This window comes from Enterobacter cloacae complex sp. Mu1197, assembly GCF_040059225.1.
Lineage (GTDB): Bacteria > Pseudomonadota > Gammaproteobacteria > Enterobacterales > Enterobacteriaceae > Enterobacter > Enterobacter quasiroggenkampii.
This window is the reverse complement of record NZ_CP157375.1, coordinates 669,214-682,090: the sequence shown is the minus strand read 5'-3', so window position 1 is coordinate 682,090 and position 12,877 is coordinate 669,214. Positions and strand designations below refer to the sequence as shown.

The 12,877-nt window shown below is 57.9% G+C and carries 12 protein-coding genes; 4 read left to right on the top strand and 8 right to left on the bottom strand.

The features are described 5' to 3' along the window. Positions 1-2 precede the first annotated feature (2 nt). Positions 3-473: a protein CreA gene (creA, locus tag ABFV38_RS03225; RefSeq protein WP_048225583.1), complete on the bottom strand. Its 471-nt coding sequence runs from the start codon at positions 471-473 to the stop codon at positions 3-5. 211 nt (positions 474-684) lie between these two features. Here creA and robA point away from each other — a divergent pair, with 211 nt between their 5' ends. Further along, on the top strand, positions 685-1,554 hold the full coding sequence (gene robA, locus ABFV38_RS03220; protein WP_045907752.1) for an MDR efflux pump AcrAB transcriptional activator RobA: 870 nt from the start codon (positions 685-687) through the stop codon (positions 1,552-1,554). On the opposite strand, the gene gpmB is transcribed toward robA, so the two are convergent. Then, positions 1,551-2,198 (bottom strand): 2,3-diphosphoglycerate-dependent phosphoglycerate mutase GpmB, encoded by a 648-nt coding sequence (gpmB, locus tag ABFV38_RS03215; protein ID WP_008502057.1) that lies wholly within the window; start codon positions 2,196-2,198, stop codon positions 1,551-1,553. The two genes, robA and gpmB, sit on opposite strands and share 4 nt — an antisense overlap. A 50-nt stretch (positions 2,199-2,248) precedes the next feature. Here gpmB and yjjX point away from each other — a divergent pair, with 50 nt between their 5' ends. Beyond that, positions 2,249-2,764 (top strand): inosine/xanthosine triphosphatase, encoded by a 516-nt coding sequence (gene yjjX / locus ABFV38_RS03210; RefSeq protein WP_045907751.1) that lies wholly within the window; start codon positions 2,249-2,251, stop codon positions 2,762-2,764. On the opposite strand, the gene trpR is transcribed toward yjjX, so the two are convergent. Together trpR and sltY are read right to left on the bottom strand one after the other, a co-directional pair. Next, positions 2,761-3,087, bottom strand: coding sequence for a trp operon repressor (trpR, locus tag ABFV38_RS03205; RefSeq protein ID WP_021240574.1), 327 nt, complete (start codon positions 3,085-3,087; stop codon positions 2,761-2,763). The two genes, yjjX and trpR, sit on opposite strands and share 4 nt — an antisense overlap. Before the next feature lie 55 nt (positions 3,088-3,142). After that, positions 3,143-5,080 carry a murein transglycosylase gene (gene sltY / locus ABFV38_RS03200; protein WP_048028566.1) on the bottom strand — a complete coding sequence of 646 codons (1,938 nt, stop codon included), beginning with the start codon at positions 5,078-5,080 and terminating at the stop codon, positions 3,143-3,145. Positions 5,081-5,307: 227 nt separating this feature from the next. On the opposite strand from sltY, the gene ettA reads away from it, so the two are divergent. Beyond that, complete coding sequence (ettA, locus tag ABFV38_RS03195; protein WP_003856515.1) at positions 5,308-6,975, top strand: energy-dependent translational throttle protein EttA; 1,668 nt, start codon at positions 5,308-5,310, stop codon at positions 6,973-6,975. 128 nt (positions 6,976-7,103) lie between these two features. Here ettA and ABFV38_RS03190 read toward each other — a convergent pair whose 3' ends face one another. Next, positions 7,104-8,003, bottom strand: coding sequence for a LysR family transcriptional regulator (locus ABFV38_RS03190; protein ID WP_111964085.1), 900 nt, complete (start codon positions 8,001-8,003; stop codon positions 7,104-7,106). Positions 8,004-8,111: 108 nt separating this feature from the next. Between ABFV38_RS03190 and ABFV38_RS03185 the strand changes: the two genes are divergently transcribed. Beyond that, on the top strand, positions 8,112-9,113 hold the full coding sequence (locus ABFV38_RS03185) for a zinc-binding alcohol dehydrogenase family protein (protein ID WP_044597175.1): 1,002 nt from the start codon (positions 8,112-8,114) through the stop codon (positions 9,111-9,113). A 54-nt stretch (positions 9,114-9,167) separates the two neighbouring features. On the opposite strand, the gene nadR is transcribed toward ABFV38_RS03185, so the two are convergent. The 3 genes from nadR to serB all read right to left on the bottom strand — a co-directional run bounded on the left by nadR (position 9,168) and on the right by serB (position 12,864). Then, complete coding sequence (gene nadR / locus ABFV38_RS03180) at positions 9,168-10,400, bottom strand: multifunctional transcriptional regulator/nicotinamide-nucleotide adenylyltransferase/ribosylnicotinamide kinase NadR (protein ID WP_032643997.1); 1,233 nt, start codon at positions 10,398-10,400, stop codon at positions 9,168-9,170. A gap of 35 nt (positions 10,401-10,435) precedes the next feature. After that, positions 10,436-11,821 (bottom strand): DNA repair protein RadA, encoded by a 1,386-nt coding sequence (gene radA / locus ABFV38_RS03175; RefSeq protein WP_023293325.1) that lies wholly within the window; start codon positions 11,819-11,821, stop codon positions 10,436-10,438. A gap of 74 nt (positions 11,822-11,895) precedes the next feature. Continuing rightward, positions 11,896-12,864, bottom strand: a complete 969-nt coding sequence (gene serB, locus ABFV38_RS03170; RefSeq protein ID WP_008502066.1) for a phosphoserine phosphatase — start codon at positions 12,862-12,864, stop codon at positions 11,896-11,898. Between the last annotated feature and the right edge of the window lie 13 nt (positions 12,865-12,877).

The following is a 12,877-nucleotide window of genomic DNA, read 5'->3' as shown; positions in this document are numbered from 1 at the left end:
AATTAATGCCACGGCATAATCGGCACCGCGCTGATCGCGTTTTTCGGCGAGCCTTCCACCACTTTGTCAGAATAGGCAAGGTAGGCCAGCGTGTTGCGTTTGGCATCGTAGAAACGCACAACCTGCAGCTTTTTGAACACCAGCGAGGTCCGTTTCTGGAATACCACGTCGCCCTGCGCTTTGCCGTTTTTAATTTTATCGCTCAATTCAACCGGTCCCACCTGCTGACAGGAGATCGCCGCATCGGAGGTGTCCTCCGCCAGCCCCAGGCCGCCTTTGATACCGCCCGTTTTCGCACGGCTGACATAGCAGGTGACGTTTTTCACGTCTGGATCGTCAAACGCCTCAACGACAATTTTGTGGTCCGGGCCAAACATTTTGAACACGGTATCGACGGAACCAATCTGTTCCGCCTGTGCAGCGCGTCCGGCCATCAACATCAGCGCGGTGAAGAGCAAAGTCTTGTATTTCATATTGTTACCATTCTTTAAAATTACACTGAGCGATTATTCAACACTTTAGACAAAAATGTAGCAAGATCACAGGATTAGAATATATTTGCCCATAATGCCCTGCAAAAAGCATGAATGCGCAAAAAAAACACTGAATGCTAAAACATCAAAAAATGCTATTATCCGCTAACCTGTTATCAGGCACCTGCTGTTTTAAGGATGAGGATAGTATATGGATCAGGCTGGAATTATTCGCGACCTGCTCACCTGGCTGGAAGGTCATCTCGACCAGCCTTTGTCACTGGATAATGTGGCGGCTAAAGCAGGCTATTCCAAGTGGCATCTGCAAAGGATGTTCAAGGATGTCACCGGTCATGCTATCGGGGCCTATATTCGCGCACGTCGTTTATCGAAATCTGCTGTGGCTCTGCGCCTGACCGCGCGCCCGATTCTGGATATTGCCCTGCAATATCGTTTCGATTCGCAGCAGACCTTCACCCGCGCCTTTAAAAAACAGTTCTCGTTGACGCCAGCGCTGTATCGTCGCTCGCCTGACTGGAGCTCGTTTGGCATGCGTCCGCCGCTGCGTCTGGGCGAGTTCGCGATGCCGAAGTATGAAATTATTACCCTGCCGGAAACCCATCTGATCGGCACAACGCAGAGCTACTCCTGTTCACTGGAGCAGATTTCCGAGTTCCGTCATCAGATGCGCGTTCAGTTCTGGCGCGACTTCCTGAGCCACGCACCGGCGATCCCGCCGATCCTGTATGGTCTCAACGAAACGCACCCAAGCCAGGAAAAAGACGACGAGCAGGAGGTGTTCTACACCACCGCGCTGACGCCAGAGATGGCCAATGGCTACATTCAGGGTTCGAAGCCTGTCGTGCTGGAAGGTGGCGAATACGTGATGTTCGCCTATGAAGGGCTGGGAACGGGGGTGCAGGAGTTTATCCTGACCGTTTACGGAACCTGCATGCCGATGCTGAATCTGAATCGCCGTAAAGGTCAGGACATTGAGCTCTACTACCCGGCTCAGGATGCGAAACCGGAAGAAGGCCCTATCAATCTGCGTATGGAATTCTTGATTCCAATACGTCGTTAACGCTGCAGTTCGTCAAGCGCAGGGGCATCGAGATGCGAAATGTCCCCTGCCATCTCCACGACCCAACCTGACGCCAGCCACGCGCTTTCCTGATAATCAATTCGGGAAATGGAGCAGTTACGCAGACGCAGACGGCGCTCAGCGTAAGCCGGTAACCCCAGAATGGTGCTCACCAGGCAACCCAACGCAATCCCATGACTCACCAGCAGCGGACGGCTTCCCGCCGGAAGCTTCAGGCATTCCGCCAGGGCGGCATGCATACGTACGCTGAGCTCTTGCATGGATTCGCCCTCAGGAATACGGCCATCTTCGGTACCGTTCACCAGCGTGCGGCGCCAGCCCTCTTCCGTTTCCGTCAGCGTATCGATATGGCGTTTTTCCAGCACGCCCATATCCAGCTCGCGCAGGCGCGGCTCAAGCATGACGTCACAGCCGCAGGCGTCTGCGATGATGCGCGCCGTCTGCTGTGTGCGACCTAAATCGCTGGTAATGACGTGGGTAATGCCCAGCGTTCTGGCACGCTCTGCCACCTGCCACGCTTGCTGCACACCCTTCTCAGTGAGAGGACTGTCTGACTGGCCTTGAATACGTCGCTCGGCGTTCCACTGCGTTTCACCGTGGCGAACAAGGTATACCTGTAACATGCTTTTTTTCCGTTATACTGCGATGAGTTTTTTTTGAATCGAGCTTAATTATGCACCATGTTGTCTCTGCTACCACTAATCCTGCCAAAATTCAGGCAATTCTAAGGGCATTTGACGAGATCTTCGGCGCAGGATCCTGCCATATTGAGGCCATCGGCGTCGAGAGTGGCGTTCCTGAACAGCCGTTTGGCAGCGAGGAAACGCGCGCTGGCGCACGAAATCGCGTGGCAAATGCCAGGGTTGCGGCACCGGATGCGGACTTTTGGGTGGCGATTGAAGCCGGTATCGACGAAGGTGCAACCTTTAGCTGGGTGGTGATCGAAAGCCGTGAACAGCGCGGCGAAGCGCGTTCGGCCACCCTGCCCCTGCCGGAGATCATTCTGGAAAAAGTGCGTGCGGGTGAAGCGCTCGGGCCGGTGATGTCGCAGTACACCGGCATTGATGAGATTGGCCGTAAAGAAGGGGCGATTGGCGTCTTTACCGCCGGTGCGTTGACGCGTTCAGGCGTTTATCACCAGGCGGTGATCCTGGCGTTAAGCCCGTTCCATAACGCGATCTATCGTTAAGCGTTTTTCAACAACACCGCTTCCAGCCACTGGCGCAGCTCAACGGGCGCCGACTTCAGGCTGTTCGATCCGCGGGTAATCGTTGCGATGCCCGCGCCGAGCTCATTTTTCAGCTCGCGCTGGCTCATCTCGCCGCGCAGCAGCTCTTCAATGATGCGCACACGCGTGCCCAGCGCCTCACGCTCGTCTGGCGTAAGCATCAGCTGCATCAGGGGTAAATGCAAATCCTGCTCGTAAGACTGGCGAAGCAACTCCACAAAACGAAGCCACTCCTGATGACGTTGTTCGGCCATTGCCGAGGAATACGGGGAATGCTGGGTCATGTTATGCTGCCTCTTGTACTCTTTAGCGAGTACAGCATAACACAACCCACGCCGATCAGTAACGTCTCTGCCACTCGGCATCGCTCATCAGGGTATCTTTCTGCCCCATGAAGTAGCGATAGTAGGCGTCGTAGGCCAGCACGTTCTTCACGTAGCCGCGCGTTTCCGAGAACGGGATGCTCTCGACAAACGCCACGGCGTCGATGCGTCCGGCGCTGTTGCCGAGCCAGGTGCGCACGCGACCCGGTCCCGCGTTATAGGCCGCCGATGAGAAGATGCGGTTGTTGCCGAACTGCTGATACACATACTGGAGATAGCTGGTACCGATATTGATGTTGGTATCCGGATCGAGAAGCTGTGACGGGCTGCTGTATCCAGGGATGTTAAACATCTTCACCGTGTGCGTCGCCGTGCCCGGCATGATCTGCATCAGGCCGCTGGCGCCCACCGGGGAACGGACTTTCGGGTTCCAGGCACTCTCCTGACGGGCAATCGCCATCGCGTAGCTTTGCGGAATATCTTTGCCGCGGGTATAGCGCTCGAACAGATCGTTGTACGCCAGCGGGAAACGCTCTTCCAGATGATCCCACAGCTTACCGGCGATCGTCGCCTGCACGCTCAGATCCCACCAGTGGTTATCAAAGGCATAGCGGGCAAGCTGGGCTTTTTCGTCGGTGGTGCGGCTGGTCACCAGATTCGCCCATTCGCTGCGCGCGGTGTTATCCATATTCCAGTACATCAGCTCGCGAACGCGCGCCATTTCTGGCCCCTGCGTCAGCGCCGGGTTCGCGTTAGCGGGCGCCTTATCAATGCGGAAGGTGTACTCCTCGCCCAGGCGCTGCGCGGCCGCCATCGGGTAGAACCCGCGCTGCTGCATCAGCGTATGGAGAATCTCTTTGGCTTCATCATCACGACCGCGCTCCATCAGCAGATCGGCCTGCCAGTAGCGCCATTCGTCTTTCTCTTTGGCCTCCATTGGCAACCGCGCGAGCCAGGTATTGAGCCCGCGACGATCGCCCGTACCCAACGCCATGCGCACGCGGCGCTCCACCAGCGACGTGGAGTTCGAACGCATAATGGCATCGTCTCGCCAGCGCGCCTGCTCGTCGGTCACATCGGTGCCCATCAGTCGCCACGCCACGATATCGCGCAGCTCCTGGGTTTGCTCCTCATTAAGCTGCTGCGCTTGCACCAGCTGTGGGATCATCAGCCGTGCGTTTTCCACATCGTCACGCGCCACGCTGGCAAAAGCCACCGCCGCCATCTGGCGGGTAAAATCGGTCGCGCCCGTACTGCGGGCAAAGGTCAGGACGCTGTTGGGATCGTTTGCCAGCGAGATAACCGCCGTGGAGATCGTCTGGTAATCGGACGGCATCTGCCCCGCCAGCGTGGTCACCAGCCGCGTGTTGCCTGCCTTCATCGCCAGGCGGATGCGCTCAAGGTAGGACAGCGGGTCCTGCTTGCCGGAAGCACGCCACGCGCCAAACAGAGAATCACAGGCGTTCGGCTGGTTTTTCCCGGTCAGCCAGAGCTCTTTCGCCCCGGCCCAGGCCTCTTCCTGCTGGCCGGTCGCCCATTTTGCGTAGTAGTAGTTACACTGCGCTTCGGTGGTATTCGGCTTTTCAGGGCTAAACGCCAGCAGCCCGCGCCAGTCTTCGCGACGCGCCAGCTCATTCACAAAACGAGACTGGAGATTTCGGGCTGGCGGCAGGGTCGGGTTCGCCTGAATGAAGTTATTCACGGTGACGGTGGGCTGGTTCATGAGATCGTCCGTGATCTGGCGATACTCGAGATACGGATACAACGGATAATCCTTTAGCGTCGGCATCAGCGCCTGAACGGTATCCATCTGCTTGTTGTCCCACGCCTGTTTAATCTGAGCGTAGCGACTACGTTGTTCATCCAGTGAATCGGCATGCACTGCCTGGCTTACCGCCATTACGCATACGCTGGCAGCCAGCAGACGCCAGACCACCTGTTTGGCTTTTTCCACAAGCTCTTCCTCATTGTTTTTTCGTCAATTGCAGCGTCTTGCCACGTCAAAGTCTAATTAACTTATGCTAACCAGGCATCCTTCAACGCGCCACGTCATGGACACTTTTTTACCTTTCTTGCGCGTTTTAACACTCCCGACGTTCCTGGCTGGGATTAGGGCGGGAAAAAGGCTACACTTCGAGGCTGAAATTCCTTCTCATTACGATAAAAGAGGCGAAGTCCAACGTGGCTCAATTCGTTTATACCATGCATCGTGTCGGCAAAGTTGTCCCGCCGAAACGTCATATTCTTAAAAATATCTCGCTGAGCTTCTTCCCGGGCGCAAAAATCGGTGTTCTGGGTCTCAACGGTGCCGGTAAGTCCACCCTGCTGCGCATCATGGCCGGCATTGATACAGACATCGAAGGTGAAGCCCGTCCGCAGCCTGGCATCAAGATTGGCTACCTGCCGCAGGAACCTCAGCTGAACCCGGAACACACCGTTCGCGAATCCGTTGAAGAAGCGGTATCCGAAGTGGTTAATGCCCTGAAAGGTCTGGATGAAGTGTATGCCAAATATGCCGAACCGGATGCGGACTTCGACAAGCTGGCCGCACAGCAGGGCAAGTATGAAGAGATCATCCAGGCGCACGACGGTCACAACCTGAACGTGCAGCTGGAGCGCGCGGCGGATGCCCTGCGTCTGCCGGACTGGGATGCAAAAATCGCGAACCTCTCCGGGGGTGAACGCCGCCGCGTGGCGCTGTGCCGCCTGCTGCTGGAAAAACCAGATATGCTGCTGCTCGACGAACCAACTAACCACCTGGATGCGGAATCCGTGGCGTGGCTGGAGCGCTTCCTGCACGACTTCGAAGGCACCGTTGTGGCGATTACCCACGACCGTTACTTCCTCGACAACGTCGCCGGCTGGATCCTGGAGCTGGACCGCGGTGAAGGTATTCCGTGGGAAGGCAACTACTCCTCCTGGCTGGAGCAGAAAGATCAGCGTCTGGCTCAGGAAGCGTCTCAGGAAGCGGCCCGTCGTAAGTCTATCGAGAAAGAGCTGGAGTGGGTGCGTCAGGGCGCGAAAGGCCGTCAGTCTAAGGGCAAAGCCCGTCTGGCACGCTTCGAAGAGCTGAACAACACCGAATACCAGAAACGTAACGAAACCAACGAACTGTTTATTCCACCTGGAGCACGTCTGGGGGATAAAGTGGTTGAAGTGACCAACCTGCGTAAGTCTTACGGCGACCGTGTGCTGATCGACGACCTGACCTTCTCCGTACCGAAAGGCGCTATCGTCGGCATCATCGGTCCGAACGGCGCGGGTAAATCGACCCTGTTCCGCATGATGTCCGGTCAGGAACAGCCAGACAGCGGCTCTATCACCCTGGGTGAGACCGTGAAGCTGGCCTCCGTTGACCAGTTCCGCGACGCGATGGATAACAGCAAAACCGTGTGGGAAGAAGTCTCCGGCGGTCTGGATATCATGCGTATCGGCAACACCGAGATGCCAAGCCGCGCCTACGTTGGTCGCTTTAACTTTAAAGGCACCGACCAGGGCAAACGCGTGGGCGAGCTGTCCGGCGGTGAGCGCGGTCGTCTGCACCTGGCGAAGCTGCTGCAGGTGGGCGGTAACGTTCTGCTGCTCGATGAACCAACAAACGACCTGGATATCGAAACCCTGCGCGCGCTGGAAAACGCCCTGCTGGAGTTCCCGGGCTGCGCGATGGTTATCTCGCACGACCGCTGGTTCCTGGACCGTATCGCGACCCACATCCTGGACTACCAGGACGAAGGTAAAGTGGAGTTCTTCGAAGGTAACTTCACCGAATACGAAGAGTACAAGAAACGCACGCTGGGCGCCGACGCGCTGGAGCCGAAGCGTATTAAGTACAAGCGTATTGCGAAATAAAAGCAAAACGGCAACTTCGGTTGCCGTTTTTTATGGTTGTTCCCTCTCCCCGTGGGAGAGGGCCAAGGTGAGGGCATCAGGCCGCACAGTGTGTAGGCCGGGTAAGGCGAAGCCGCCACCCGGCTTTTTTATTTGCCCACGTAATACCGCTTCACCTCGTCAAACTGCATCGCAAACTCGATATAGCTCATCAGCGCGGGCGAATTCAGCTTGCGGCTCGGGTAGGCCAGCCAGAGGTCGTTGCCTTCAACGTTCCACTCCGGCAGCACCTGCACCAGCGCGCCCTTTTCAACCTTATCTTCCAGCAAAAATGCAGGAAGCAGCGTGATCCCCGCCCCAGCCATCGCGCACTCACGGGCGTATACCAGATTATCGGTCATGTGCGCGTTATCCGGCAGGTAGCGGTAATCCTCATTCTCGCTTCGCAGAAGCCACTCCGACCAGGCTCTGTGCGTAATGCTGCGGTGCTCCACCAGCTGACGGGGATGCGTTAGCGGCGCCCGACGCGCCAGATAGTCCGGCGAGGCCAGCATGTAGCGCGGACAATGCCCGATCATTCGGCCAATCAGGGAGGAGTCCTGCGGCTTGCCGGTACGCAGCGCCACATCAAAGCCGGACTCGACCAGATCCACCACATCATCAGAGATCGACACGTCCAGCGAAACCTCAGGATAGCGAAGCTGGAACTCGGCATTCATATGCGCCAGCAGCGTTGCTCCTATCCCTGCCGGGCAGGTGATGCGCAGCCGCCCGCTCGGGTTTTCGCGCAGGCGCTGAATGGCATACTCCGCCCGCTCGCTGGCCGCCAGCATTTCGCGGCAATGCACCAGATAGTGCTCGCCCGCAAACGTCAGGTTCAGCCTGCGCGTGGTGCGGTTCAGCAGGCGGATACCCACCTGCTGCTCCAGCTGGCTAATTCGCTGGCTGACGCTGGATTTCGGCAGTTCGGCTTTCTGGGCTGCCGCGGTAAAGCTGCCCATCTCCGCCACCAGCGCGAAAAGCGCCATATCCTGCAGCTGTTTAAACATGATTGTTCATCCTGTACGAACGCTGAGTTCTTGATTGTCCATCTTATCATGCAGCTGGCCACTTAATAGACTAGCCTCAACAAAACGCATGCCATTGAGGAGCACACCATGTCAGTTAAAGCCATTGCCGTGAACCCGGAAAATCCGTCCACCTTCATTGAAATCACCCCACCGATGCCACAGCCCGGCGAGCACGATCTGCTGGTGGAGGTCAAAGCCGTCTCCGTTAACCCGGTCGATACCAAAGTCCACGCGGGCATTGCCAAAAACGGGCTGAAAGAGCCGCGCGTGCTGGGCTGGGATGCCAGCGGGATCGTCAAAGCCGCTGGCGCTGGCGTCACCGGATTCAAACCGGGAGATGAGGTGTGGTATGCAGGGGACATCACCCGCCCGGGCAGCAACACCACACACCAGCTGATCGACGCGCGCATTGTCGGGCACAAACCGACAAGCCTCGGCTGGGCGGCTGCCGCTGCGCTACCGTTGACCGCGCTCACCGCGTGGGAGGGACTGTTTGAACGGCTGAATATTCAGGATGCCGGTACGGACAAAACCCTGCTGATCATCGGTGGTGCGGGCGGCGTGGGATCGCTGGCGATCCCGTTTGCGAAGCACAACAGCAAGGTAAAGGTTATCGCAACGGCGTCCCGTGAAGATTCCGCCCAGTGGTGCCGCGATCGCGGTGCAGATGTGGTGGTGAACTACCGCGATCTGAAAGGCGAACTGGCGAAGCACGGGCTGAACTTTGTGGATTACATTTTCATCCTCAACGATACCGACGGACACTGGGAGGCGGTCAGCGAACTGATTGCGCCTCAGGGGCATATCTGTTCTATCGTGGAGAATGAACACCCGCTGAACCAGGACAAGCTGAAGTCGAAATCCGCCGCGCTGCACTGGGAATTTATGTACACCCGCAGCATGTACCAGACCGCTGATATGGCGCGTCAGGGTGAGATCCTCAATGAGGTGGCGAAGCTGGTGGATAACGGCGTGGTGGAAAGCTCACTGAGTGAAACGCTGCACGGGCTGAGCGTGGAAAGCATTACGGAGGCGCACCGTAAAGTGCTGGACGGGCATATGCGTGGGAAAGTGGTGGTTGAGTATTGAGTGGGTTGTTCCCCCTCACCCTAACCCTCCCCCCATAGGGGAGAGGGGATATCTTTAACCCTGCTCCCCCATCATCTCCTTCACCAGCTCGACGCAGCGCAGGAAACGGGAGTCGTAGTCCGACTCTTCCACGTGCACAAACTCAACGTTGTTTTCGTTGAGCATATCCACCAGCATGGTCTGGAATTCACGCCTGTCGACGGAGCTGCCGAGGCTGCGCATGCCGTCGGCCACCCACGGGGTGTTGTTTTCCAGCAGGATCACCAGGTCAAAGCGGTATTCGTCAATCAGCGCCTGCACGAACGGATGTTCACGCCCTTCGTACTTTTTGCAGAACGCCTGGGTGGTGACAAAATCGGTATCGATAAACGCCACCTTGTTGGCGTATTTCACCGCGAAATCAATGTACTGGGCATGACCGAGCGCGATTTTGTCGTAGTCGGAATACTGCAGCGCCATCTCATCACCGCCCAGATGGGAAAAGACATAGTCGCGCCCGTACTCCCACGCGCTGGTGGTATTGAAGATATTCGCCAGCTTGTTGACCAGCGTTGACTTACCGCTCGACTCGCCGCCCAGGATGGCGACGGTGCGCACAAAGAACGGCTTCACCTCGGTCGGGATGTAATCCCAGTAGCGGAACGGGTTTTCGCGGATCTGCGCCCCACTGATGTTCATGAAGGTGCGTTTCGGGTCGATCAGCACCGTCTCAATGCCCAGATGCTCGCGGAACTGCGGCGCGTCGGACTCTTCAGAGGTGTAGATCCAGTTAGGCGCAATGCCCTTCTCTTCCATAAACGCTTTGATGCCGTTGCTCCACACGTCCCAGCCGTGCGGGTACGGCTCCATGCCCTCTTCGTTGAAGGCATGAATGCGAATGTTTTTCTGGTACTTGAAGGTCTGGAGCAGCCAGCGCAGGCGGTCCGGCACGGTCGGCTGCTGCGACATGGCGCTGTCTTCAAACAGCTGGCGATCGCGGGTTTCGTCGTACCCCATGATGATGTGCAGCTCGTCCACCTGGCTACAGGCGCGCTGGATCAGATAGATATGCCCGGTATGCAGTGGGTAAAACTTGCCGAACACCACGCCGATGTTCTTTTGCATACGCGGGAATTCCAGCCCCAGAAAGCGGTGCAGCGCTTCCAGCTTCTGCGCGCTGGGGCTTTTGATTTTGGCGTTCAGCAGTTGGCTCAGGTAGCCTTTGGTCATGCCGCTGGCGTCTGCCACCTGCTGCAGCGTGCAGCCCTTCTGGCGGATAGCGGTCTTGATGTAGTCAAATGATGACATAAATTACGGTGCCTCCTGCAAAATCGAATACGTAATTATAAGTCGTCAAAGACATTTAACGCATCTGCGAGTTTCTTCACGCCAAAAACCTGCATCCCTTCCGGGATTTTTTTCGGCACGTTGGCAGCCGGAACGATCGCGCGACGGAAACCGTGTTTTGCCGCCTCGGAGATTCGCTCCTGCCCGCTCGGCACCGGACGGATTTCCCCGGCAAGGCCCACTTCGCCGAAGACGACCAGATCCTGCGGCAGCGGTCTGTCGCGCAGGCTGGAGACCATCGCCAGCAGCAGCGCCAGGTCTGCGCTGGTCTCGGTGACTTTGACGCCGCCGACCACGTTCACGAAGACGTCCTGATCCGCCATCTGCAGCCCGCCGTGACGGTGCAGCACCGCCAGCAGGATCGCCAGACGGTTCTGTTCCAGACCAACCGCTACGCGCCGCGGGTTGCCCATCATCGAGTGATCGACCAGCGCCTGAATTTCGACGAGCAGCGGGCGCGTCCCTTCCCACAGCACCATCACCGAGCTGCCGGAGGTGATTTCATCTCCCCGGCTCAGGAAGATGGCCGACGGGTTGCTGACTTCACGCAGCCCCTGCTCGGTCATGGCAAACACGCCTAACTCGTTCACCGCACCAAAGCGGTTTTTATGACTGCGCAGGGTGCGGAAGCGGGAATCCGCGTCGCCGTCGAGCATCACGGAGCAGTCGATACAGTGTTCGAGCACTTTCGGCCCCGCCAGCGAGCCGTCTTTGGTCACATGGCCCACCATCACAATCGCCACGCCGCGTGTTTTAGCAAAGCGCGTCAGGTAGGCCGCGGTTTCACGGACCTGCGCGACGCTGCCCGGCGAGGACTGGATGTCCGCCATGTGCATCACCTGGATGGAGTCGATCACCATCAGCTTCGGCTGCTCTTCTTCGGCGATCATGCAGATCTGCTCAATGCTGGTTTCGGACAGCATGTTCAGGTTGCCGGTCGGCAGGCCCAGACGGTGCGCGCGCATCGCCACCTGCTGCAGGGACTCTTCCCCTGTGACGTACAGGGTTTTCATCTGTTCGGCAAGCTTGCAGAGCGTTTGCAGCAGCAGGGTCGATTTACCCGCGCCCGGGTTACCGCCGATAAGAATCGCGCTGCCCGGCACCACGCCGCCGCCGAGCACGCGATCGAACTCTTTAAACCCGGTGGAGAAGCGCGGCAGCTCTTCGAGGCTGATGTCCGAGAGCTTCTGGACTTTCGCTACGCCCGCATTGCCCGCGTAGCCGCTCAGGCGTTCATTGCGCGCCACGCTCGGCGAAGCCGCCACACCACGCACTTCGGTGATGGTGTTCCAGGCATGACAGGCGCTGCATTGCCCCTGCCAGCGCGGATAATCCGCACCACATTCATTACAGACAAATGCGCGTTTTGGAGCTTTCGCCACGGTTTACCTCGTTATTTCTCTGCGGCCTGCGAGCCGGGTGGCGCTTACGCTTACCCGGCCTACAAAGCAGACCGTTATTTCTGATTAAGGCTGCCGGAGAGAATGCAGAACACCCCCATTAGGTCAGCGTGACGGATAGTCACTTCCGTCTTTTCATTCACTTTTGGCTTGGCATGGTAGGCAATGCCCAGGCCGGCCGCTTTGATCATCGGCAGGTCGTTCGCGCCGTCCCCGATGGCGACGGTCTGGACAACCGGAATTTCATATTTTTCCGCCAGACGCGTCAGCGTATTGGCTTTGTACTGGGCATCCACAATATCGCCGATCACCTGGCCGGTCAGCTTGCCGTCCATGATCTCCAGCTCATTGGCCACCACGGTGGTCAGATGCAGTTTTTCCCGCAGATAATCCGCGAAGAAGGTGAAGCCACCGGAGGCGATCGCCACCTTCCAGCCAAGGGACTGCAGCTTCAGCACCAGCTGCGTCAGCCCGGGCATCAGCGGCAGCACATCGCGCACCTGGCGCAGAATGTTGGCATCGGCCCCTTTCAGGGTCGCCACGCGCTGTCTCAGGCTGGCGGTGAAATCCAGCTCGCCGCGCATCGCACGCTCGGTGACTTCCGCCACCAGCTCACCGCTGCCCGCCAGCTTCGCAATTTCGTCAATACACTCGATCTGAATGGCGGTAGAGTCCATGTCCATGACCAGCAGGCCCGGCGTTTTCAGGTGCGGAATTTTACCCAGTGGCGCAACGTCCAGCCCGGCGTCATGCGCCAGGCGCGTGGCGCGCTGCGTCAGAGAGCCCGCCAGGCGAATGACCTGATAGTCTTCCACGCACCAGGCGGCGACGATGACCATCGCGGCCCCCAGTTTGGTTTGATACTGGGTCAGGCGTTGCTTATCCAGACCGCGTCCGTACAGCAGCCAGCCGCTACGACCGGCGTGGTAATCCAGAGGCATCACCTCATCGCCACTTAAAGAGAGCGGCAATCCTGGCCATAAAGAGACATCCGTTGGCAGGTCACACCAGGTAATGTTCGGCATTAAAGCTCCTGTA